Origin of the sequence: Methylobacterium sp. Leaf108 (assembly GCF_001423265.1) — a bacterium.
Taxonomy (GTDB): Bacteria; Pseudomonadota; Alphaproteobacteria; order Rhizobiales; family Beijerinckiaceae; genus Methylobacterium.
Genome location: NZ_LMND01000035.1, coordinates 292,745 through 315,296, shown reverse-complemented (window position 1 = coordinate 315,296; position 22,552 = coordinate 292,745). Strand labels below are relative to the sequence as shown.

Genomic DNA, 22,552 nt, shown 5'->3' with positions numbered 1-22,552 from the left:
CGTTCCATTGCCGGGTCGCAGCATCGATGGCCTGGACGGCCTTGTGGCACAAGGGGAACGGCCCGTCGCAGGATGATTCGGTCCTGCGGGTGGATACCCGGCGCCGGACCCGCGCGCGTCTGCCGGATGCAACCGGCCCGAGCTCTGCCGTCAGGTGTCATGCATCCGGTGGCTGTGGCATGCACAACCTTGAAGAACGCCCGCGAACCGGCGAAACAGGTCGCACCATTGAAGATGGATGCGACCATGGGCGGGAGGGGCGGTTTTCAGCCGATCGGGGCGATGTCCCTCGCCGTCGATCCGGCCCCGGACGTCGGCTCCGGTACCGCGTCCGGCCTCGTGGGTGATCCGCGCGGGGAGGCCGGCCCTCGGATCGCACCGTGAGCGGCGGGCCGTTCGAATCGGGGGAGGGCGTCCGGATCGCCTGTTCGGCGACGGAGCACGTCAGCCTCGCCTACCACGAGAACGCGGTTCCGGTGATCCGGGAGATCGTGGTCGCCAACGCCTCCGACCGGGATCTCGTCGACATCGAGGTGCGGATCGAGAGCCGGCCGGCGGTGGTGCGGCCGCTGACGCTGCGCATCGACCGGGTTCCGGCGGGCTCCAGCCATCACATCGAGACGCCGGACCTGCGCCTCGACGCGACGCGGCTGGCCGACTTCACCGAGGCGAGCCGCCTGGAGCTGACGGCGGTGCTGGTGGAGGCGGGCACCGAGGGCGCCCGGACCGTGGCGGAGCTGCGCCTGCTGCCGCCCTCACACTGGGGCGGCGGCGCCAGCGCGCCCGAACTGCTCGCCGCCTTCGTCCGGCCGAACGATCCGGCCGTCGACGTGGTCCTGCGCGATGCCGCGACCAAGCTCGCCGAGGCCGGCCGCGAGACCGGATTGAACGGCTACGCCGCCGGCCGCAAGGCCCGCGCCTGGGAACTCGCCGAGGCGATCTGGGCGGCGCTCGCCGACCGGGCCATCGCCTACGTGCTGCCGCCCGCGAGCTTCGAGCGGGCGGGGCAGAAGGTGAGGGGGCCCGGCGACGTGATCGAGCGCCGGGTCGGCACCTGCCTCGACCTTTCGCTGCTCTATGCCGCCTGCCTCGAGCAGGCGGGCCTCAACCCGGTGCTCGTGCTGACCGCCGGCCACGCCTTCGTCGGGGTGTGGCTGCGCGACGAGGATTTCGCGGGTGCCGCGATCGACGACATGCAGCTCCTGCGCAAGCGCCGCGACCTGCAGGACCTGATCCTCGTCGAGACGACGCTCCTGACCCGCCATCCGCCCGCGGCGTTCACGGCCGCGGTCGATCGGGGCGCCGCCCAGGTCGAGGACACGGCGCCCGCCGCCCTCGAGGTCGCCATCGACGTCCGGCGCTGCCGCCGCCGCGGCATCCGCCCGATGGACCTCGGCGAGGGCAGGGCCGCCCCCGTCGATCCCGCACCGGCGGCAAGGCTCCACCAGGCCCTGTCGGCCCCTCCGCCCTTCGACGAGGAGGGGCGCGCCCCCGCCGACGAGGCCCCGGAGACCCCGGTCGGGCGCATGGAGCGCTGGAAGCGCAAGCTGCTCGACCTGAGCGTGCGCAACAAGCTCCTGAACTTCAAGCCCGGCAAGGGCTCCGTCGTCCTCAAATGCGCCGCCCCCGGCGCCCTGGAGGACGGCCTGGCGGCCGGGCACGAGTACCGCCTCAGGCCCGTCTCCGACGTGGCGGCCGGGGCCGACGGGCGCGACGCCGGCCTCGACGCTCACCGCCATCTCGACGACGGCCGGCGCAGCGACATCGCCGCCGCCCTCGCACGGCGCGAGATCCACACGACCTCCACCGAGGCCGAGCTCGACCGGCGCCTGCTCGACCTCTACCGGCTGGCCCGCAACGGCTTCGAGGAGGGCGGGGCCAACATCCTGTTCCTGGCGATCGGTTTCCTGTCGTGGACCCGCAAGGAGGGCGAGGCCGTCTACCGCGCGCCGCTGCTGCTGGTGCCGGTCTCGCTCAAGCGCTCCAGCGTGCGCGCCGGCTTCCGGCTGGCGCTCCACGACGACGAGGTGCGGATCAACCCGACCCTGCTGGAGATGCTGCGCGAGGATTTTCGCCTGCGGATGCCGGACCTCGAGGGCGAGCTGCCGCGGGACGCCGCTGGCATCGACGTCGACGCCATCATCCGCAGCGTGCGCCGGCACGTGCAGGAGCTGCGCGGGTGGGAGGTGGTGCCGGAGGTGGTGCTCGCGGCCTTCTCGTTCACCAAGTACCTGATGTGGAAGGACCTGGTCGACCGGGCCGACCTCCTGCGGCGCAACCCGGTGGTGCGCCACCTCATCGACACGCCCAAGCACGCCTACGGCGACGGCGCGCCCTTCCCCGATCCGACCCGCCTCGACCGGGACCACCCGCCCGAAACCGTGTTCGCGCCGCTGTCGGCGGATTCCTCGCAGCTCTCGGCGGTCCTGGCCGCCGCCCAGGGCCGGGACTTCGTGCTGTTCGGGCCGCCCGGCACCGGCAAGAGCCAGACCATCGGCAACATGATCGCGCAGTGCCTGGCGCAGGGGCGCACGGTGCTGTTCGTCTCGCAGAAGACGGCGGCGCTCGACGTGGTGCAGCGGCGCCTGCGGGAGATCGGGCTGGGCGACTACTGCCTGGAGGTCCATTCCACCAAGGCGCAGAAATCGGCGGTGCTCGGCCAGTTGCGCCGGGCCTGGCACGAGCGCGCGACGCCCTCGCAGGGTGCGTGGAACACCGCCGCGGGCGACCTCGCGCGCCTGCGGGAAGAGCTGAACGGCCTCGTGTCCGCCCTGCACCGGCGGCGGGAGAACGGGCTCTCGGCCTACGAGGGGTTCGGGCGGGTGATCGCGGCGGGTCCGGACGACGGGGGGCTGGCGCTCGCCTGGGACGACCATCGCGCGCACGACGGCGCGACGCTGGCGGACCTGCGCGCGGGCTGCCGCGACCTGCGCCCCGTCCTGGCCTCCGTCGGCTCCCTCGTCGACCATCCGCTGCAGGGGGTCGAGGCCACGCAATGGTCGCCGGTCTGGCGCGACGGCATGGCCGGCGCGATCAGGGCCGTCGAGGAGGCGCTGGCGGCGCTCTCGACGAGCGGGCGGGCGTTTGCCGAGGCGATCGGCCTTCCCTCCCTCCTGTCGACCCATGCCGGCACCCGCGGCCTCGTGGTGCTGGGCAATGTCCTGACCCGGCCGGAGGCGCGCTGCGGCGCCGCCTTCCTGGCCGACGGCACGGGCGACCTGCGCCGGGCCGTCGCCGCGCGCGAGCGCTTCCAGGACACCCGGGCCGAGTTGCGCGGCCGGCTCGCCGGACGCTACCGCCCCGGCATCCTCGACACGGACCTGCCGGGCCTGCTCGCCGAGTGGATCGCGGCTCAGGGGGCGAACTTCCTGGTCCGGGGCGGCCGGCTGAGGCGGGTGGTCCTGCAGGTGCAGCCCTATGCGGAGGGCGCCTTGCCCGACGACCTCGGGCCCGACCTCACCGGCCTGATCGACCTCGCGCGGCACGTCCGGGCCGGCTGCGCGCAGGACGCGGTCCTCGCCCGGCTCGGGGCGCCGTGGAGCGACGCCGAGCTGCCGGCGGCCGAGTTCCGGGCGGCGATGGCCTGGGCCGACAGGGTCGAACAGCTTCTCGACATCCTCGGGCCGCTGTCCCTCGGCGCCGAGGGCCTGCGCGGCCACCTCGCGCAGCTCGCCGAGCATCGGGCCAGGGCCCTGGCCGACGGGGGCCCCATCGCGCAGGCCTATGTCGCCTTCGGGCAGGACCGCGCGCGGGCGGGCGAGGCGACGCGGGCGCTCAACCGGTTGGCGGGGCGCGCCGACCCCGAGGCGCCCCTGGCGGGGGAGACCGGCTGGATCGAGGCCAGCATCGATCGGGTCCGGCGCTGGGCCTCCGGGCTGGGGCGGGCCCAGGGCTGGTGCGCCTGGCAGGCCGCCGCGCAGAACGCCCGCCGGATCGGCCTCGCCCCCCTGGTCGAGGCGCTCGAGGAAGGCCGCGTCGCCCCCGACCGGGCCGAGGCGGCGTTCGAGACCGCCTATGCCCGCTGGTGGACCGACCGCGTCGTCAGCGACGACCCCATCCTGCGCAGCTTCCTGCCCGAGCGCCACGAGGACGCCATCGCCCGCTTCCGGGCGGCCGACGCGCGCCTCGGCGAACTCGCCAAGCAGGTCGTCCGCTCGCGTCTGGGCGGCGGCATTCCGGGGCCGACCGCCTTCGGGACCGACCCCGAATGGGGCACGCTCTCGCACGAACTGACGAAGAAGACCGCGCACATGCCCCTGCGCAAGCTGTTCGGGAGGATGCCGGGTGCGCTCACGAGGCTCACCCCCTGCGTGATGATGAGCCCGCTCTCGATCGCGCAGTACCTGCCGCCCGACAAGGAGCCCTTCGATATCGTCATCTTCGACGAGGCTTCGCAGATCTCGCCCTGGGACGCCGTGGGCGCCATCGCGCGGGGCCGGCAGGTCGTCATCGTCGGCGACCCCGAGCAGCTGCCGCCCACCAGCGTCGGCGACCGCGGCGTCGACGACATCGAGGACGGCAGCGACGTCACCGACCAGGAATCGATCCTCGACGAATGCCTGGCGGCCAACATCCCGCGGCGCACCCTCGACTGGCACTACCGCAGCCGCCACGAGAGCCTGATCGCCTTCTCGAACGCCCGCTACTACGGCGGGCGCCTCGTCACCTTCCCCTCGCCGGTGACCGACGACCGGGCGGTGCGCTTGACGCATGTGCCCGACGGCGTCTACGAGCGCGGCGCCGGCCGCGTGAACCGGCCGGAAGCCCGCGCCGTCGTCGCCGAGGTCGTGCGGCGCCTGCGCGAGCCCGACTTCGCGGGGCAGCGGCGCTCGCTCGGCATCGTCACCTTCAACGGCGAGCAGCAGCGGCTGATCGAGAACCTGCTCGACGAGCGGCGCCGCGCCGACCCGGAGCTGGAGCCGTATTTCGACCGTGACCGCTGGCACGAGCCGGTCTTCGTCAAGAACCTCGAGAACGTGCAGGGCGACGAGCGCGACGCCATCCTGTTCTCGGTGGCGGTGGGGCCGGACCAGGCCGGGCGGCCGGTGAGCACCGTGTCCTCGCTCAACAAGGACGGAGGGCACCGGCGCCTGAACGTCGCCATCACCCGCGCCCGGCGCGAACTCGTGGTGTTCGCCTCGCTGCGGCCCGAGCAGATCGACCTCGGCCGCACGCGAGCGCGGGGCGTGCGCGACTTCAAGCACTTCCTCGAGTTCGCCGACCGCGGCGTGCGGGCGCTCGCCGAGGCCTTCGCGCCCACGGGGGGCGACGTCGAATCGCCCTTCGAGGCCGCCGTCATGGCCGCCCTCCAGGCGAGGGGCTGGACCGTGCACACCCAGATCGGCGTGTCGGGCTTCCGGATCGACCTCGGCATCGTCCATCCCGACGCACCGGGCCGCTACCTCGCTGGCGTCGAATGCGACGGCGCGACCTATCACGGCTCGGCCACCGCGCGGGACCGCGACCGCCTGCGCGAGCATGTGCTGACCGACCTCGGCTGGCGCATCCGCCGGGTCTGGAGCACCGAATGGTGGACGGATGCGGCAGGCGCGCTGTCCAAGCTCGACCGGCGCCTGCGCGAGGACCTGGAGGCCGATCGGGCCCAGGCCGCCGCCTCGGCTCAGGTCGCCCCGCCCGCGCAGGAGGAGGCGGGCCTGGCCGACGCCGACGCGGGCCTCCCCTTGCCGGAGTCGGAGGCGGGTCCGGATGTCCCCGCCGACGATCCCCGGTCCGTGGAGGACCCCGTCGCCCGCCACCTCTATGCCGACCGGGACGGGGCGCCGGGCCCGATGCCGGAGCCGACCTACCGCCTGGCCGATCCGGCCGGCCTCGGCCTGCCGATCGCGCCGGCGCGGTTCTACGAGGCGTCCTACCGCGCCGTCCTGGCCGCGATCGTCGAGCACGTGGCGCGCGTCGAGGGACCGATCTACGAGGACGTCCTCCTGCGGCGCGTGGCGCGGGCGCACGACCTGCAGCGCGTCGGCCCCCTCATCCGCGAGGCCGTCCTCGACCGGATCGCCCCCTCCATCGCCCGCACCGAGGACGACGGCCGCCCCGTGCTGTGGCCCCCGCACGCGGAGCCGCGCGCGAGCCACCCCTACAGACCGTCGCCGGCTGGCCAGCGCAGCCATGGCGACACGCCGATGCCGGAACTGGTCGGGCTGGCGGGCACGCTCCCGGCCGGAGGCCCGGAGGCCGACCGCATCCGCCTGATGGCCCAGGCGATCGGCCTGTCGCGGGTCGAGGCGTCGACACGGGAGCGGTTCTCCCGTGCCTGCGCGCTCGCCGGGCAGCTCGCGTCGTCCCCGGAGACCGGGAACCCAGGCCGCGGCACCTGACGGGCGCCGTGGCGCGCCGCAGTCGCGCCGAATCTCCCTCTCCCGGCCATGATCCGGTCACCTTCGCGTCGGAAGGCGACGTGATTGTACGGGCAGGTGTCCTCGGGGTTGGCGCGACATCGGCGAGCCGAGCCCCGAGGCCGTGCATGAACGCGCGTCGGGCGCGTGAGGATTGAGCGTATGACGAAGCGATCGACGATCGACCGGGCCGTCCGGTCCACCGGGCCCCTCGCGGCCCTGGCCCTGGCGATGCTGCCGGGAGCCGCCCTGGCCGTTCCGGCCGATCCGAGCGGAACCTGGCTCACCAAGGACGGGCGCGCCCGCATCCGCGTCGAGAAGTGCGGCCCGCAGGAAAAGAACATCTGCGGCTACGTGGTGTGGCTGAAGGTGCCCCTCAACGACAAGGGCCAGCCGCGGGTCGACTTCAAGAACCCGGACCCGAAGAAGCAGGCGCGGCCCTCGCTCGGCCACCAGCTCATCATGGGCTTGAAGCCCAACGCGGATTCCCGCTTCGAGGGCAAGATCTACAATTCCGAAGAGGGCAAGTCCTACGACGTCACCATCTGGACCGAGGAGCGCAACGAGCTGTCGATCCGCGGCTGCATGCTGGCGATCCTGTGCGGCTCGGAGACCTGGATGCGGGTGAACGACGTGCTTCCGGGCCAGCTCACCGGACCCACCAACGGCCCGGGCGGCCCGCGGGCCGATGCCGAGTGGGCGCCCAAGGCCGGCCCGGCGACGGCCTCGGCGCCGGGCGTCACCACCGGCACCGCCAAGCCGGCGCCCAAGCCTGCACCCAAGCCGGCCGCCGCGCCGGCGGAGTGATCGGATCTCGTCCCATGTCCGGTCGATCACGTCGTGATCCGGACATGGGCTTCGCTCAGGCACCCCGCGGGCTTCGTGATCCGGTTCCCGCTCGAACCAACCGGAAACCGGATCAGTCCACCAGGGCGGCGTAGGTCAGCACCCGCAACTCCCGTCTGATCGGCAGGGCCGAGGACGGGATGAGCTGGGCGAGGAGGACCACCGCGAGGTCCTCCCGCGGATCGACCCAGAAGGCGGTGCTGGCGAGCCCGCCCCAGGCCACCTCGCCGGGGGTGCCGACGATCTGGGCGCGGGCCGGATCGAGCATCACCGAGAACCCGAGCCCGAAACCGATGCCGGTGTAGGACGATTCGGAGAACCGCGGCTGACCCATCGCGGCAAGATCGCCGTCCAAGTGGTTGCTCAGCATGAGCTCCACGGTCTTGCGGCCCAGGAGCCGGACCCCGTCGAGTTCGCCGCCGCGCAGCAGGAACCGGCAGAACCGCATGTAGTCCGCCGCCGTCGAGACGAGGCCGCCGCCCCCCGAGGCGAGGGCGGGCGGTCTCGTGAACCGGCTCTCGACGCTGTCGTCGTAGAGCTTCAGCTTGCGGTCGCGGAACAGGCTGTAGTTGGACGCGAACCGCGCCAGCTTGCCCGCGGGCACGTGGAAATCGGTATCGACCATCCCGAGGGGGGCGATCACCCGCTCGCGCAGGACGTCGCCGAACTCCCGCCCCGCGATCACCGCGACGAGGTGGCCGAGCACGTCGGTGGCCACCGAGTAGTTCCATTCCGCACCGGGCTGGGCCAGCAGCGGCTGGCTCGCCGCCCTGCGCACCACCTCGGCCAGGCTCGCCTCCTGGTTCTCGCCGAAATCGACCCCGTTCTGGCGGTAGAGGGCGTCCACCAGCGTCGCCTCCATGAAGCCGTAGGTCAGGCCCGAGGTGTGGGTGAGGAGGTCGCGGATGGTGATCGGGCGGGCGGCGGGCTCGGTGTCCCATTTCGCGCGGCTGCCGCCGGTGAGCACCCGCATGTCGGAAAACTCCGGCAGGAAGCGGGTGACGGGATCGTCGAGCTGGAACCGGCCCTCCTCGTAGAGCATCATCACCGCCACCGAGGTCAGCGGCTTGGTCATCGAGTAGATGCGCACGATGGTGTCGGCATCGAATGGCTTGTCCCGCGCCAGGTCGGCCTTGCCGTGGGCGCGGAAGAAGGCAGTGCGCCCGCGCCGGGCCACGCTCACCGAGAGGCCGGCGAGGCGCCCGTCGTCGACGAGGCGGCGCATCCAGCCGTCGATCCGCTCCAGGCGCTCGGGGCACAGGCCGACCGCGGTCGGGTCGGTCACGCTCACGTCCTGCATCCCATCGCCCCGTCGCCCTGCCTGCCGCGTGGAGAGGGCCGGGAACGCGGCCTCACCACCCCATCGTTCCCGGCCCGCCCTTGAACGGCCCGCGGATCGCGCGCGTGATCCAGCCGCCATAGAACCCGCCGGGCTGGGGCACCACCCGTTCGTCGTCGACGTAGCAGGCGTCCATCGCGCCGGCATAGACCGCGACGTAGTTCGCGATCGGCCGGAAGCCGGGCGTCGGGTCGGGATAGGCCCAGGCCGCCCCTTGCGCGACGCGCCCGCCGGCGGTGAGATCGAACAGCACCGCGCGGCCCTTCCATTCGCAGATCCCGGCCCGCCGCGGCGGCCCGAGGAGGCCGGGCGCCAGGGCGGAGGGCGGACAGTAATAGGTCGGCGGGTGGCTCGTCTCGAGGACGCGGAACCCCTCGCGGGTGTCGGCCACGGTCAGGCCGGCGAAGACCACGCGCAGGCGCTGGCGCACCGGCTCCAGGCGCGGCGGGCGGGGATAGTCCCAGACGCTCTCCTCCTCGGGACCGGCGGGATCGGGGCTCGGGTGCATGGGGTCGTCCTCGTGGCGCGAGATGGGGAATCCGGGGCCGGACGCAGGGCGTCCGGGGAGGGGAGATAGCGCGCGCCGGCGCCCGCAAAAGCGTTTGCCGGCACTCCCCGCCATGGTAGCGCAGGGCCGCGACAGACCGGAGGCCGCCCCCCGTGACCGAGCCCGCCCTCTTCCTCGACTTCGACGGCACCCTCGTGGAGATCGCACCCACGCCCGATCAGGTCCGGGTCGATCCGCCCCTGCCCGCCGCCCTGGCGCGGCTGCGCGAGCGGCTCGGGGGGGCGCTCGCCATCGTCACCGGCCGGTCGATCGGGGTGATCGACGGGTTCCTGGCGCCCGAGCGCTTCGACGTCGCCGGGCTCCACGGGGTCGAGACGCGCTTTCGCGGCGAGGTCGGCGGCGGCCGGCGGGAGGACCATCCGGCCCTGCGCGCCCGGATCGACGACCTTCACGCGGCCCTCGACCCGCTGCCGGCGGTCCTGATCGAGGACAAGGGCGCCTCGGTGGCGGTGCACTGGCGCCTGGCGAGCCCCGCCGACGCCGAACGCGCGCGCGGGGTCGTCGAGGCGGCCGCCGTCGCCCTCGGCGAGGCCTACAGGCTGCAGCTCGGCAAGGCGGTGGGCGAGATCGTGCCGGCCTCGGCCACCAAGGGGGCGGCGATCAGGGGCCTGTCGGCCCATGCCCCCTACGCCGGGCGCCGGGCGATCTTCCTCGGCGACGACCTCACCGACGAGCGCGCCTTCGCCACCGTCAACGCCGACGGCGGCGTCAGCGTGCGCATCGGCCCGGCCGAGACCATCGCCACCCGCCGGCTCGCCGATCCGGCGGCGGTGCGGGCCTTGCTCTACGCCTGGGCGGACGGGGCGCCGATCGACCCGGACGCCCTGCCGCCGGCCTGAGGCCCGATCCGCTCCGCGAAACCAGAGACATGTCCATGGAAGACGGTCCTATGGAAGACACGCCCATGTTCGAGTTCCCGGTCCTCGTCGGCGACATCGGCGGCACCAATGCGCGGTTCGGGGTGGTGCCCGAGGCGGGGGCGCCGCCGCGCCTCCTCGCCCATCTCGAGACAGCCGCCTTCCCGGACCCCAGCGCCGCCATCCGCGCCGCCCTCGGCCGCCACGACGGCGCGCCGCCGCGCTCGGCCATCCTGGCGGTGGCCGCCCGGGTCGACGGGCCGGAGGTACGGCTCACCAATGCCGCCTGGGTCATCGCCGGCGCCCGGATCGGGGCCGATTTCGGCCTGTCGCGGGCGGTGGTGGTCAACGACTACGTGCCGGTGGCCGCCGGGGCCGCGAGCATTCCCCCGGACGCGCTCACGGTCATCGGGCCGCACGGCCTGTCGGATTCGGGCGCCCGCCTGGTGCTCGGCCCGGGGACGGGCTTCGGGGCGGCCGCACTGATCCCCTATGCGGACCGCCTCGCCATCGTCTCGACGGAGGCCGGCCATACCGAGCTCGGCCCCGCCGACGACGAGGAGATGGCGATCTGGCCGGCGCTGGAGCGGGTCGGCGGGCGCGTCACCGTCGAGACCCTGCTGTCGGGCCCGGGCCTCGTGCGCCTGGACCGGGCACTGCGTCAGGTACGGACGGGGCAGGCGGGCCCGCCCGGCGACCCCGCCCTGATCACCGAGCGGGGACTGACGGGGGCGGACCCGGATTCCGCGGCGGCGCTGCGTCTCTTCGCCAAGCTGCTCGGCCGGGTCTGCGGCGACCTCGCCCTGACCTTCCTGGCCACCGGCGGCGTCTATATCGGCGGCGGCATCGCCCCACGGATCGTCGCCGTGCTGCGGCAGGGCGGCTTTCGCGACGCCTTCGAGGCCAAGAGCCCCTACGTGGCGCAGATGCGGGCCATCCCCACCAGCGTCATCGCCGTCCAGGACCCCGCCCTGACGGGTCTCGCCGCCCTGGCGAGCCGGCCGGAGGTGTTCGTCTACCACGGCCAGGTCTGGCGGCGGGGGTGAACGGGCACCGCGAACCGTCTGGACTTTCGCCGCAAAACGCCGCCCGGGCCCGGCGCCGGTAGCACTTCTTAAGGAGGTTGCGTCGAAGCTCCGCGCAACCTTCGGGATGGGCGATGTTCACCAACGTGTCGATGGAAAGAGCCCGGGTGGCGGCCGACTGGTTCTGGGAAACCGATGCGGACGGCCGCCTGACCTACGTCTCGCCCGAGGCCGAGGCCGCCTTCGGCCTGACGGCGGCGGCGCTGCTGGGGCGGACGCACGCCTCGCTGGCCACCGAGGCCCCCGCCTGGGCAGCCGACGGACGGATCAGGACCCTCTCCTATCCCTACGCGCATCCCGACGGGCGGCTGCGCCGGGTCAGGATCGCCTGCGAACCGCGCCTCGATACGGACGGGCGCCGGCTCGGCCATCGCGGCGTCGGCACGGCCTGCGATGAGGCGGCCGCCGACCCGCTGGAGGCCCACGCCGGGCTGTTCGAACAGAACCGGCGCTTCGACGCCGCCCTGGAGAACATGAGCCAGGGCCTGTGCATGTTCGACCGCGAGCAGCGCCTGGTCGTGTTCAACGGACGCTATTGCGAGATCTTCGGCCTGCGGCCCGGCGACCTGCGCCTGGGCATGACGCAGCGGGAGATCATCGCGCTCTTGTTCTCGCGCAACTGCTACCACCCCGACACCACCATCGACGGGCTCCAGGCCAGCGTGCAGGCCGCGGTCCAGGCCGGGGGCGGCCACGACGTCCATCGCACCCTGGCCGACGGCCGCATCGTCGCCGTCTCGCACCGGCCGATGGCCGGCGGCGGCTGGGTGGCGACCTTCGAGGACGTGACGCACCGCCAGGAGAGCGAGGCGCGCATCGCCCACCTGGCCCGGCACGACGCCCTGACCGACCTCGCCAATCGCTCGGCCATCCAGGAGACCGCCTACAGCCTGGCCGACACGGTCCGGGGCCGGGAGCGCAGGCTGGCGGTGTTCGCCCTGAGCCTGCGCCGGTTCAAGTTCGTCAACGAAGGCCTCGGGATCCCGATCGGCGACCTGCTCCTGTGCGAGGTCGCCGATCGGTTGCGCGCGCTGTCCCCGGGGGTCGACACCGTGGCCAGGGTCACGGGCGACGAGTTCATGGTCGTCGGGACCGTCGGCGACGAGGCCGAGGCCTTCGCCATGGGCGAAGACCTCGTCGCGGGCGTGCAGGCCCCGGCCGCCATCGCCGGGCAGACGGTCAGCGTGGGGGTGAGCCTCGGCATCGCCCTGTGGGACGGGCAGGAGCCGAACATCGGGCTCGTCATCAAGAGCGCCGACCTCGCCCTCGACCATGCCAAGGCCGAGGGGGCCGGCACGGTGCGCCTGTTCGTTCCGGAGATGGACGAGGCCGCGCGCCGGCGCCGGACCCTGGAGCGGGACATCGCGGCGGCGTTCGCGCTCGGACACTTCGAGGTGCACCACCAGCCGATCCTCTCCGTCGCGAGCCGCGGCATCGTCGGCCTGGAGGCACTGGTGCGTTGGCGCCATCCCACCCGGGGCCTGATCAGCCCGGGCGTCTTCATCCCCATCGTCGAGGAGACGGGACTGATCGTGCCGCTGGGCGAATGGGTGCTGCGCCAGGCCTGCCGCGACGCGGCGAACTGGCCGGAGGAGACGAGCGTCGCCGTCAACGTCTCGGCGGTGCAACTGCGCCAGGGCGACTTCTGCCGGGTCGTGAAGGCGGTGCTCGCCGAGACCGGCCTGTCCCCGCACCGGCTCGAACTCGAGATCACCGAGAGCGTCCTCCTCGACGACAGCGGCGCCAACCTCGCGACCCTGCACCGCCTGCGCGCGGCCGGCATCAAGATCTCGATGGACGATTTCGGCACGGGCTATTCGAGCATCAGCTACCTGCGCCGGTTCCCGTTCGACAAGATCAAGATCGACCAGTCCTTCGTGCGCGACGCCGCGCGCAACGCCGACGCGCTGGCCATCGTCCAGGCGATCATCGGGCTCGGCGCCAGCCTCGGCATCCGCACACTGGCCGAAGGCATCGAGACCGAGGAGCAGCTCGCCATCGTCAAGGCGGAGGGCTGCGACGAGATGCAGGGCTTCCTGTTCAGCGCGGCCCGGCCGGCCGCCGAGATCGACGCCCTGTTCGCGTCTGGCGGCCGCGCGACGCGGGCGGCCTGAGGCCGGCCCGGCGAACGGGACGCAGCCGAGGCCGCCGGCCTCAGATCCCGTCCCCGGCGAGCTCGCGGGCCACGGCGCGCCGGCCGATGTCGCGGCGGCAGAACCCCTCCGGCCAATCGATCCGGCCGATGGCGGCATAGGCCCTGGCCTGCGCCTCCAGCATGGTGGCGCCCAGCGCCGTCACCGCCAGGACGCGGCCGCCGTCGGCCAGGAGCCGGCCGTTCTCCAGGCGGGTTCCGGCATGGAAGACGACGACGTCGGGATCGTCCCGCAGCGCCTCGACGCCCCGGATCTGCGAGCCCCGCACCACCGTGCCGGGATAGCCGGCCGCCGCCATCACCACCGTGAGGGCGGCCCGGTGGCGGTCGAAGGCGATCTCGACGCCCGAGACGTCGCCGTCGCAGGCGGCCACCAGGGCCGGCACGAGGTCGCTCGCGAGGCGCGGCATCAGCACCTGCGCCTCGGGATCGCCGAAGCGGGTGTTGTACTCGATGAGCTTGGGGCCCTCGGCCGTGAGCATCAGCCCGGCGTAGAGGATGCCGACGAAGGGGGTGCCGCGGTCGCGCATGCCGTCCAGCGTCGGGGCGACGATCGTCTCCATCACCTCCCGCTCCAGGGCGGGCGTGAGGACGGTGGCGGGAGAATAGGCGCCCATGCCGCCGGTGTTGGGGCCGCGGTCGCCGTCGAACGCACGCTTGTGGTCCTGGGCGGTGCCGATCGCCACCGCCCGGGTGCCGTCGCACAGGGCGAAGACGCTCGCCTCCTCCCCGAACAGGCATTCCTCGATGACGATCTCGGCGCCTTCGTCGGCGAGCATGGCCAGGACCGCGGCGCGGGCCTGCTCCATCGTCTCGGCGACCACCACGCCCTTGCCCGCGGCGAGCCCGTCTGCCTTGACCACGATCGGAGCGCCGCGCGCGGCGAGATAGGCGAGGGCGGGGTCGACTTGCGTGAACCGGGCGAAGGCGGCCGTGGGGATGCCGCGCTCGGCGCACAGGTCCTTCGTGAACCCCTTCGAGCCTTCGAGGCGCGCCGCCGCCCGGCTCGGCCCGAAGGCGCGGATGCCAGCGGCCTTCAGGTCGTCGACGAGACCGGCCACGAGGGGCACCTCCGGCCCGATCACCACGAGGCCGATGGCCTCGGCTTGGCAGAAGCCGAGGATGGCGGCATGATCGGACACGGTCAGGCCGGGCCGATTCTCGCCCACGGTGGCGGTACCCGGGTTGCCCGGCGCCGTGAACAGGCGCTCGCACAGCGGGCTCTTGGCCAGGGCCAGGGCCAGGGCGTGCTCGCGCCCGCCCGAACCGATCAATAGGATGTTCATGAGCTCGAATGGTCTCCCGATCGGTTCGGAGGTCCCGGCACCACCGGCGCGGCCTCGTCCCGCCCCGACATCGCATCTATCATCGAAACGCCGGCGGGGAACCGTCGCGGCGGCGATGGCAGGGAGGCCCGATCGGCGGTCTGCGGGCGACGGAACGCTTCCCGCGAGCGCGCGTTGATTTCGGCTATGCCAGGATGTCGCCGTCCCCTCCCGAATTCGACGGTGCCCCGCAAGGGCAATGGTTTCCGGTTGTCCCACTGCGTGACCGACTGGACCGGCCCACCACGCGCCGCCAACGACAATCGCTGGATGACGGGCGGTTCCCTATGGCCATGGGCCGTCGTGATCGGCCTCGCGCCGATCATATCGGCCGCCGTACTGCTGGCGATGTCGTTTTGATTGCCGCCATCGTCACGCTCCTGAGGTCGGTGACGATCCGACTCGGATAGACGCATCGAGCCTCCGGTCCGACAGCCGGACGAGACGCGCATCCGTTCGCGTCGGTTACAGATCCGGCTCGTTGAGGACGTAGGGTCCGATGCGGCTTTGCAGATCGATGGTGCCGCCCGCCTGGCCGGCGAAGGTCTCGTCGACGACGATGACGGGGATGCCGGCGTGGCGCATCTGGTCGCGCAGGCGGTCGGCGAGGATGGCGTGCGCGGGATCGCGGCGGGACGAGGTCTGGAGAAGGACCGCAGCGGGACGTGCGATCACCGCCAGGACGTCCTGCGCCGCCTCGAGGGACGCCGTCACACTGGCGTAACCGAGTTCGGCCAGATCCCCGGCCAGGGAGTGGTCGATGGCACGGTGACCATCATCGACGACCAGCACTTGCTGCAGCGCACTCATGAGGATCAGGGATATTCCATCGCCGGTCCCTTGGAAAGGGATACGTGTGACAACACACATGGCCGCATTCGGTTCGCCGGCCACGCTCCGAAATTCACATTGCTGCCGCGATGATGACCGGGGCCTGAACCGCGCGCCGTCTCTCGCCCGACGCACGATGGCCCGGACGCAATACCCTGGCGACGCAGGTTTTCTCATCGGTGCCGCAGGCGACAGCCGCCGATGGCCGGCCACCACGGGGGCTGGGCGCCATTCTCGCGGATGCGGCGGACCGGACGATCGGGCGAGGGTCAGCCGAGGGTCAGAGCAGTGGCGCGGCCCGCCCGCACGGTGGCGCGGAACCGGGTTTCCGACCAAGCCTCGGCGGTTTTCTCGGGACTGTTGCCGCGCTGCAGCAGTGCGGTGCGGCAGGCCTCGCCGCGGAAGGCGAGGCGCCCGTCCTCCTCGGCCCGGATCGCGATCAGCGCATCGGGCAGGGGCGACCTCTCGGGGTCGGCCAGGGTCCGCAGGACGTCGTCGCGGCCGCGAGTGCCCGACAGGAGGGCGACCTCGTCGAAGGCGACCACGTCGATCACCGGGTGGGCGCCGTCCGCGGCCAGGGCGCGGGCCGGGAAGGCGGACGGCGCCCGGTGGACGAGGCTGCACGACCGCAGGGTGTCGGGCAGCCGGCTGGCGGCGAGGTTCCGCTCCAAGCCGGCCGGGGCGACGAGGTGGGTCGGCAACGGCCGCGCCAGCGTCTCGGCGAAGGGCAGGGCGGAGAAGACCGGGAGGGTTTCGAGGCCGGCTCCGCCCGTGAGCGCCGTCCCGAGGCCGGTGACCACGGCGCGCAGGTCGCTGAACGGCAGCAGGCTGAGGATGCGCTCGCCCGGGGCGATCCCGATCCGGGTGCGGTGAAGGGCGATGGCGGCGAGAAGGGCGTTGCCCGAGCGGTGGACGGGCCTCGCCGGATCGCCGCCGGCGAAGCTGACGAGGCCGCCGGCGGCCTGCGCGGCGAAGGGGCCGCCGGTGCCGTCGAGGGCCATCCCGTCGAGGCTGATGACGCCGTCGGGCACGTCGGGTCCGAAGGCGGCGAGGTAGCGCAGGCCGAAGTAGCGCAAGGCGACCCGGCGCATGGTCTCGGCCGGCGCCGCGTTCCCGGCCCGGGCCTGGCAGAGGACGGCGGCGATCCCGGCGGCCTGGACACCGGCGACGAGGTCGTCCTCGCTCCAGCCGGGCGGCAGCAGGCAGGGGCAATGCCCCGCCGCCTCGATGGCGAGATAGGCGAGCGCGCTCTCGGCCCCGCCGGCCAGGGACAGGCCGATGCGGCTCCCCTTCGGCAGGCGCCAGGTCCGCAATCCGTTGGCCAGCCGCGAAACGATCTCGGTGGCGGCGGCATAGGTCCAGGTGATGGGCGCGCGCCCGCTCCAGGCCCGCTTGTCGGCCGGATCGACGAAGGCGACCCGGTGGGGATGGACGTGGGCCGTCTCGGCCAGGAGGGCGCAGAGGCCCAGGCGGCCGGCGGGCGCCGGATCGGGAGCGGGCGGCGGTGCCGCGACGGCCTCCGCCGCGGGGTCGCGGGTGGCGGGGGCGGGGCGGGGTCGCGGCGGCGACTCGCCGGCCATCGGCGTCCGCCGGGCCGGAGCCGGCGAACCGGGACGGTCGCGGGGCGTCGTGATGATCACGGGCTGCGCCGACACCGGTCCCTCGCTCGCGGAAGTCTCCCCCCGTGATGGCGCGTCAGGGTTAAGCCGGGCTTAACGGACTCGCCTCGCGATGGAGGCGTCCCGGAGGGCCGTGGGTGATTGCCATGAGGCGGCGCCTGGGCCAGGAACGGCGCCGGTGTCATGTCTTCGCCGCATTCGGAAGGAAAGCAGGCCGCCCGTTCAGTCGCGCGATCTGTCCACAGATTCGCGCGGAGCCATCGCTGCGCATCCGTCGGCGCAAGGGTGGTCCGGTTCCGCATCGGCCGCGACAGGCGGCCGGCCGGCCAGCCGGTATCGTGCGCTCCGGCGCGCCGCTTCACTATCTCCTCGAGGGGTCAGAGCTGATGTTCTTCGCCAACCAGTCCGCGCGCCCGCTGCGCATCGCCGCCGTCCTCGCCCTCGCGGGCCTGGCCGGGCCGGCCCTCGCCCAGGCGCCGGCGCCCAAGGGCAAGGCGGCGCCGACCGCGCCCGCCCCCACCGCGCCCCCGCCGGGCCAGGGCGCCGCCCAGACGCCCGCCGCCCAGACCGGGCCCCAGACCATCAACGTGAAGTCCGAGCCCTCCCAGACCGAGTGGACCAAGGTCTGCGGCAAGGACCAGGGCAGCGGCACCGACGTCTGCTACACCACCCGCGACTTCGTCTCGGACCAGGGCCAGCCGGTGCTGGCGGTGGCCGTCTACGACATGAAGAACCCGCAGACGAAGCAGGAGGTGCGCGTGGTGCGCTACCTCATGCCGCTCGGCCTGCTGCTGCAGCCGGGCATCCGCTTCACCGTCGACGGCCAGCAGGGCACCGCCGGCAAGTTCGCGGTCTGCTTCCCCAACGGCTGCTTCGCGGAGGCCGGCGGCGTCGGCAACGAGCTGATCGCGGCCATGAAGAAGGGCACGCTCCTCAACGTCAGCGTCCAGAACCAGACCCAGCGCGAGGTCACCTTCGCCGTGCCGCTCACCGGCTTCGGCAAGGCCTTCGACGGCCCGGCGATGGATCCGAAGGTGCTCGAGGAGCAGCAGAAGAAGCTCCAGAGCGAGCTCGAGAAGCGCAGCGACGACATGCGCAAGAAGCTCGAGCAGCAGAACGCCGCCGGCGGCACGGCCGCCCCGGCACCCGCAGCGGCTCCCAAGCCCTGATCTGCGTGACGTTTGAACGTGAACGAAAGAGAGGCCGGGCGGATCGCCCGGCCTCTCTTGTGTCGGCATGCCCGATAGCGGAGGCCCGCCTCGATCGAGGGGCGCCCCATCCGTACTCAGGCGCCGCGTGGGCTCGGTGATACGGCTCCCGCTTTGTCCAAGCGGCGAACCGTATCAATTCGCCTGCCGTTCCCGCATTCGGTAGCCGCCGTTCGCATCCCGCTCGAACACCTCGGCGATGCCGGTGTGGCGCAGGGCCTCGCCGGAGGTGTCGTGCACGAGGTTCTGTTCGGAGACGTAGGCGACGTACTCGCTCTCCGCGTTCTCGGCGAAGAGGTGGTAGAACGGCTGGTCCTTGCGCGGGCGCATCTCCTCGGGGATCGCCAGCCACCATTCCTCGGTGTTGTCGAACACCGGGTCGACGTCGAAGACGACGCCGCGGAACGGATAGATGCGGTGGCGGACCACGGCGCCGAGGCCGAATTTGGCGGTTCTCATCGCGGGGGCTGTCATCGTCGTGTCGATCATGAAGGTCAGATAAGGCGCCGGACGCGTCCTGTCATCGTGCGACCAGGTCGTCGTCCGGCGCCGCGCGTCAGCCCAGGTTGTAGGTCTTGGCCAGGTCCGGGTCCTTCTCGGCGACCAGCTTGGCGAGATCGACGATGACCTTGGCCTGCTTCCAGGTGGCGTCGTCCTGCATCTTGCCGTCGAGCATCACCGCGCCGGTGCCGTCGGGCATCGCCTCGACGATGCGCACGGCGAAGGCGACCTCGGCCGGATCGGGCGCGAACACGCGCTTGGCGATGGCGACCTGGTTGGGGTGCAGCGTCCAGGCTCCGGCGCAGCCCATCAGGAAGGCGTTGCGGAACTGGGCCTCGCAGGCATCGCCGTCGGAGAAGTCGCCGAACGGGCCGTAGAACGCCTTGAGGCCGTTGGCCATGCAGGCGTCGACCATCTTCGCGATGGTGTAGTGCCATAGGTCCTGCTGGGCGCTGGCCCGGGCGGCGCCGTCCGTGGTCGGGTCGGCGATGACCCGGTAGTCGGGATGCCCGCCGCCGACGCGGGTGGTCTTCATGCCGCGCGAGGCCGCGAGATCGGCCGGCCCCAGGCTCATACCGTGCATGCGCGGCGACGCGCTCGCGATGGCGTCGACGTTGGCCACGCCCTCGGCCGTCTCCAGGATGGCATGGACGAGGATGGGCTTGGTGACGCCGTGCTTGGCCTCGAGCTGGGCCAGCAGCTGGTCGATGTAGTGGATGTCCCACGGCCCCTCGACCTTGGGCACCATCACCACGTCGAGCTTATCCCCCACCTGGGACACGATCTCGAACAGGTCGTCGAGAATCCAAGGGCTGTTCAGGGCGTTGATGCGCGTCCACAGGCCGGTGCCGGAAGCCGCGAAATCCGTGGCCTGCGCCATGGCGACGAAGCCCTTGCGGGCGGCCTCCTTCTGGTCGACCGGCACCGCGTCCTCGAGGTTGCCGAGCACCACGTCGACGGTGGCCGCGAGTTCGGGCACCCGGGCACGGACCTTGTCGTTGTGGGGCGGCACGAAGTGGATCATCCGCTCGAGCTTGACGGGCAGGTCGCGAAACGGTGCCGGCGCACCGGTGGCGAGGGGCTGGAAGAAGCGGCGCGGCAGTTTCATCGGGGCTCTGGCTCCGTGGGGCGGGATCGGAACGGCGGGCACCCCCGCCTCCTCCGTCAGCGGTTAGTTCATGCTCGCCCCCCAGGTCAAAGAACGGATGCGTTTTCGCACACCGGGAACCACGCGGGGGCCGCCGGCCGCCTCGCCCCGGAACCGCCGTTGCGACCTTGCGTTTTGCCAATCAGGGCGGGTGGCGTGAACGAGGATCAGGCGATGTCCGGATCGACCAATCGACCCGCCCCGGCGCGGCGCGCTCGCAGGACGGCGTGGCTCACGGCCGGGGTCATCGCGGGCTCCCTCTCGCTCGCGGCGAGCGCATCGGTCGAGGCCGGCCCCGCCGAGCGGCAGAAACCGGCCGAGAGGGTCGCCTTCACGGCCGGCGAGGCGGCCGCCGCGCAGCCCGACGGCCTGATCGGCGTGCGGATCGCCGGCGACGATCCCGCCGCTTTCCAGGCCCTGATCGACGGAGCCTCCCGGGCGAGCGACCCCTGGCTGGTGATGTCGGGCGGCGGCGAGAACGGCGCCTTCGCGGCCGGCCTCCTCAACGGCTGGAGCGCTTCGGGTGAGCGGCCCTCCTTCGGCGTGATCACCGGGGTGAGTACCGGCGCGATGATCGCGCCCTTCGCCTTCGTGGGCGCCAGCGAGGACGCGACGCTGGCCAAGGCCTACACGGAGGTCTCGGCCGCGGACGTGTTCGAGTTCGGGGCGACCCCGATGTCGCTCACCGACACCTGGCCGCTCAAGCGGCGGATCGACCGGTCGGTGACGGCCGACCTCCTCAAGGCCGTGGCGGCCGAGCACGCGAGGGGCAGGCGCCTGCTGGTGGCGACCACGGCGGTGGACGCCGAGCGCCCGGTGCTGTGGGACATGGGCGCCATCGCCACCGCCGGGGGGCCCAAGGCGCTCGCCCTGTTCCGCTCGGTCATCCTGGCCTCGGCGGCGGTGCCCGGCGTTTTTCCGCCGGTGCTGATCGAGGAGCGGGGGCAGGACGGCAAGGCGTTCCAGGACATGCACGCCGACGGCGGCACCATGGCCCCGTTCTACCTCGCGCCGGAGGCGGCCCTGCTGGGCGACACCCTGCGGCTGCCGACGCAGATGGTCTACCTCGTGATCAACAACCGGCTGAGCCCGGACTTCCAGATGGCGAGCCGCAGCACCCTGAGCGTGCTCGGGCGCGCGATGTCGGCCGCCATCAAGGCCCAGACCCGCATGGCGCTGGCCGTGGCCCGCACCTTCGCCGTCCGCGAGGGCATCGCGCTCAAGGTGGCCCAGATCGACGGCCGCTTCACGAAGACGAGCGCGGTGCCCTTCGACGGGGCCTACATGCGGGCGCTGTTCGCCCACGGCGCCGCCCTGGGGCGGGCCGGCACCGCCTTCACGCAAGAGGAGGCACACGGCGCCACAAGTTCGCTGCGGCCGCTGCCGCGCCCGGACCTCTCCCCGCGCCCGGAGACGGCCCCGCGCCGGGACATCGCCGTTCGCTGATCAGCGCGCGCCGGCCCGCATCAGGGCCGGCGCGCCCATGCGCGGCAGCACGCCCTCGCGCATCACGATGCGCCGCAGGGGCGCAATCGAGGTCATGGCGATCAGCCCGATGCCCCGCAGGGCGTCCACCGGCACGAGACCAGTGAGCAGGCTGCGGTTGAGGAGGTCCACGGCCGCGGTCCGCAGCCGCGCATCGCGGGAGCGCGAGCGGGCAAAGCCCGCGAGCGCCTGGCGCGAGCCGGGATCGCGTCCCTCGGAGCGGGCGCCGAGCACCGCATCGCGCAGCGCCGCCGCATCGCGAAGGCCGAGGTTCAGCCCCTGTGCCCCGATCGGCGGGAAGACGTGGGCGGCCTCGCCCACCAGCGCCAGCCGGTCGGCCACCGGGCTCGCCACGGAGAGGCCGCGCATCGGCACGAGGCCGCGCGGCCCGTCGATGCGCATGGCCCCGAGCATCGCCTGCGCCTGGGTCTCGACCGCCTGGGCCAGGGCGTCGTCGTCGAGTTCCGACAGGCGCCGGGCCGCCATCTCGGCCGTCACCCAGACGAGGCTGGAGCGATGGCCGCCGGGCAGGGGCACCAGGGTGAACGGCCCCTGGCGGGTGTGGAACTCGGTGGAGACGTCCCGGTGCGGCCGGTCGTGGGCCAGCAGCGTGGTGATCGCCGCCTGGGGATAGGACCAGGTCCGTTCCCGGATGCCGGCGCTCCTGCGCATGACGGAGCGTCCGCCGTCGGCGGCGACCACGAGCCGGGCGGCGATACCGCTGCCGTCGGCCAGGCGCACGGTGGCGGCATCCACCCCCGTCTCGAGGTCGGCCGCATCGGCCTCGACCAGGGTGAGGTTGGCCGCGGTCCGCGCCACGTCGCGCAGGGAGGCGACCAGCCGGGCACTCTCGACGTTCCAGCCGAAGGCCTCGAGACCGATCTCGGTGGCGACGAAACGCGCCGGCGGAGGCCGGAACAGGCTGCCGGTGTCGTCGACGATGTGGAGTTCGGCCAGCGGCGCGGCGTGAGGGGCGATCGCCGCCCAGGCGCCGAGCGCGTCGAGGAAACGCACCGATCCGTCGAGGAGGGCGACGGTCCGGCCGTCGGCCACCGCGCCGTGCCGCCCGATCAGGGCGGTGGCGACGCCGTCGCGCGCCAGCGCCAGGGCGGCACACAGGCCGACCGTACCGGCACCGACCACGGCGGCCTCGAAGCGGGGAGGGGATGTCATGGGTTTCTAGCCTCCAACCTGAACGCGCGTCCCCCCTCGCGGGGCGGGATCGAGGGCGGG

At 73.1% G+C, this 22,552-nt stretch carries 16 protein-coding genes; 8 read left to right on the top strand and 8 right to left on the bottom strand.

Annotation, left to right across the window (positions count from 1 at the left end):
- Positions 1 to 380: 380 nt before the first annotated feature.
- Positions 381 to 6,338: a DUF3320 domain-containing protein gene (locus tag ASF39_RS20090; protein ID WP_056287161.1), complete on the top strand. Its 5,958-nt coding sequence runs from the start codon at positions 381 to 383 to the stop codon at positions 6,336 to 6,338.
- 180 nt (positions 6,339 to 6,518) lie between these two features.
- The gene (locus ASF39_RS20085) at positions 6,519 to 7,163 is read left to right on the top strand and encodes a DUF2147 domain-containing protein (RefSeq protein WP_056287158.1); all 645 of its coding nucleotides are present in this window, start codon (positions 6,519 to 6,521) and stop codon (positions 7,161 to 7,163) included.
- 112 nt (positions 7,164 to 7,275) lie between these two features.
- Here the strand turns inward: ASF39_RS20085 and ASF39_RS20080 are convergent, their stop codons facing one another.
- The gene (locus tag ASF39_RS20080; RefSeq protein ID WP_055882048.1) at positions 7,276 to 8,502 is read right to left on the bottom strand and encodes a serine hydrolase domain-containing protein; all 1,227 of its coding nucleotides are present in this window, start codon (positions 8,500 to 8,502) and stop codon (positions 7,276 to 7,278) included.
- A gap of 52 nt (positions 8,503 to 8,554) precedes the next feature.
- A complete protein-coding gene (locus ASF39_RS20075) occupies positions 8,555 to 9,049 on the bottom strand; it encodes a DUF427 domain-containing protein (RefSeq protein ID WP_056287155.1) in 495 nt (164 codons plus the stop codon).
- 152 nt (positions 9,050 to 9,201) lie between these two features.
- Between ASF39_RS20075 and otsB the strand changes: the two genes are divergently transcribed.
- The 3 genes from otsB (at position 9,202) to ASF39_RS20060 (ending at position 13,165) form a co-directional block, all read left to right on the top strand.
- The gene (otsB, locus tag ASF39_RS20070; RefSeq protein ID WP_056287152.1) at positions 9,202 to 9,948 is read left to right on the top strand and encodes a trehalose-phosphatase; all 747 of its coding nucleotides are present in this window, start codon (positions 9,202 to 9,204) and stop codon (positions 9,946 to 9,948) included.
- Between the two features lie 65 nt (positions 9,949 to 10,013).
- The gene (locus ASF39_RS20065; RefSeq protein WP_055882108.1) at positions 10,014 to 11,012 is read left to right on the top strand and encodes a glucokinase; all 999 of its coding nucleotides are present in this window, start codon (positions 10,014 to 10,016) and stop codon (positions 11,010 to 11,012) included.
- Between the two features lie 113 nt (positions 11,013 to 11,125).
- Positions 11,126 to 13,165, top strand: coding sequence for an EAL domain-containing protein (locus ASF39_RS20060; RefSeq protein ID WP_056287147.1), 2,040 nt, complete (start codon positions 11,126 to 11,128; stop codon positions 13,163 to 13,165).
- Positions 13,166 to 13,205: 40 nt separating this feature from the next.
- Here ASF39_RS20060 and purD read toward each other — a convergent pair whose 3' ends face one another.
- Positions 13,206 to 14,489: a phosphoribosylamine--glycine ligase gene (purD, locus tag ASF39_RS20055; RefSeq protein WP_056287145.1), complete on the bottom strand. Its 1,284-nt coding sequence runs from the start codon at positions 14,487 to 14,489 to the stop codon at positions 13,206 to 13,208.
- Between the two features lie 261 nt (positions 14,490 to 14,750).
- Here purD and ASF39_RS21595 point away from each other — a divergent pair, with 261 nt between their 5' ends.
- Entirely contained in the window at positions 14,751 to 14,888 is a 138-nt protein-coding gene (locus ASF39_RS21595; RefSeq protein ID WP_156387570.1) for a hypothetical protein, read from the top strand.
- 105 nt (positions 14,889 to 14,993) lie between these two features.
- Here the strand turns inward: ASF39_RS21595 and ASF39_RS20050 are convergent, their stop codons facing one another.
- Together ASF39_RS20050 and ASF39_RS20045 are read right to left on the bottom strand one after the other, a co-directional pair.
- Positions 14,994 to 15,338, bottom strand: coding sequence for a hypothetical protein (locus ASF39_RS20050; protein ID WP_055882030.1), 345 nt, complete (start codon positions 15,336 to 15,338; stop codon positions 14,994 to 14,996).
- Between the two features lie 290 nt (positions 15,339 to 15,628).
- On the bottom strand, positions 15,629 to 17,014 hold the full coding sequence (locus ASF39_RS20045) for a class I adenylate-forming enzyme family protein (protein ID WP_244472488.1): 1,386 nt from the start codon (positions 17,012 to 17,014) through the stop codon (positions 15,629 to 15,631).
- Positions 17,015 to 17,364: 350 nt separating this feature from the next.
- On the opposite strand from ASF39_RS20045, the gene ASF39_RS20040 reads away from it, so the two are divergent.
- A complete protein-coding gene (locus ASF39_RS20040; protein ID WP_056287142.1) occupies positions 17,365 to 18,147 on the top strand; it encodes an invasion associated locus B family protein in 783 nt (260 codons plus the stop codon).
- 174 nt (positions 18,148 to 18,321) lie between these two features.
- On the opposite strand, the gene hspQ is transcribed toward ASF39_RS20040, so the two are convergent.
- Complete coding sequence (gene hspQ / locus ASF39_RS20035) at positions 18,322 to 18,660, bottom strand: heat shock protein HspQ (protein WP_055882102.1); 339 nt, start codon at positions 18,658 to 18,660, stop codon at positions 18,322 to 18,324.
- A gap of 82 nt (positions 18,661 to 18,742) precedes the next feature.
- Positions 18,743 to 19,795 (bottom strand): CoA ester lyase, encoded by a 1,053-nt coding sequence (locus ASF39_RS20030; protein WP_055882025.1) that lies wholly within the window; start codon positions 19,793 to 19,795, stop codon positions 18,743 to 18,745.
- 213 nt (positions 19,796 to 20,008) lie between these two features.
- Between ASF39_RS20030 and ASF39_RS20025 the strand changes: the two genes are divergently transcribed.
- Positions 20,009 to 21,280: a patatin-like phospholipase family protein gene (locus ASF39_RS20025; RefSeq protein ID WP_082494711.1), complete on the top strand. Its 1,272-nt coding sequence runs from the start codon at positions 20,009 to 20,011 to the stop codon at positions 21,278 to 21,280.
- Here ASF39_RS20025 and ASF39_RS20020 read toward each other — a convergent pair whose 3' ends face one another.
- A complete protein-coding gene (locus ASF39_RS20020) occupies positions 21,281 to 22,492 on the bottom strand; it encodes an FAD-dependent monooxygenase (RefSeq protein ID WP_056287140.1) in 1,212 nt (403 codons plus the stop codon).
- Positions 22,493 to 22,552 lie beyond the last annotated feature (60 nt).

Coding starts and splice junctions, on each gene's coding strand:
- ASF39_RS20020 (WP_056287140.1), bottom strand. CDS start 22,492: ATGACATCCCCTCCCCGCTTCGAGGCCGCCGTGGTCGGTGCCGGTACG.
- ASF39_RS20060 (WP_056287147.1), top strand. CDS start 11,126: ATGTTCACCAACGTGTCGATGGAAAGAGCCCGGGTGGCGGCCGACTGG.
- hspQ (WP_055882102.1), bottom strand. CDS start 18,660: ATGACAGCCCCCGCGATGAGAACCGCCAAATTCGGCCTCGGCGCCGTG.
- ASF39_RS20080 (WP_055882048.1), bottom strand. CDS start 8,502: ATGCAGGACGTGAGCGTGACCGACCCGACCGCGGTCGGCCTGTGCCCC.
- purD (WP_056287145.1), bottom strand. CDS start 14,489: ATGAACATCCTATTGATCGGTTCGGGCGGGCGCGAGCACGCCCTGGCC.
- ASF39_RS20030 (WP_055882025.1), bottom strand. CDS start 19,795: ATGAAACTGCCGCGCCGCTTCTTCCAGCCCCTCGCCACCGGTGCGCCG.
- ASF39_RS20025 (WP_082494711.1), top strand. CDS start 20,009: ATGTCCGGATCGACCAATCGACCCGCCCCGGCGCGGCGCGCTCGCAGG.
- ASF39_RS20040 (WP_056287142.1), top strand. CDS start 17,365: ATGTTCTTCGCCAACCAGTCCGCGCGCCCGCTGCGCATCGCCGCCGTC.
- ASF39_RS20065 (WP_055882108.1), top strand. CDS start 10,014: ATGTTCGAGTTCCCGGTCCTCGTCGGCGACATCGGCGGCACCAATGCG.
- ASF39_RS20085 (WP_056287158.1), top strand. CDS start 6,519: ATGACGAAGCGATCGACGATCGACCGGGCCGTCCGGTCCACCGGGCCC.
- ASF39_RS20050 (WP_055882030.1), bottom strand. CDS start 15,338: ATGAGTGCGCTGCAGCAAGTGCTGGTCGTCGATGATGGTCACCGTGCC.
- ASF39_RS20075 (WP_056287155.1), bottom strand. CDS start 9,049: ATGCACCCGAGCCCCGATCCCGCCGGTCCCGAGGAGGAGAGCGTCTGG.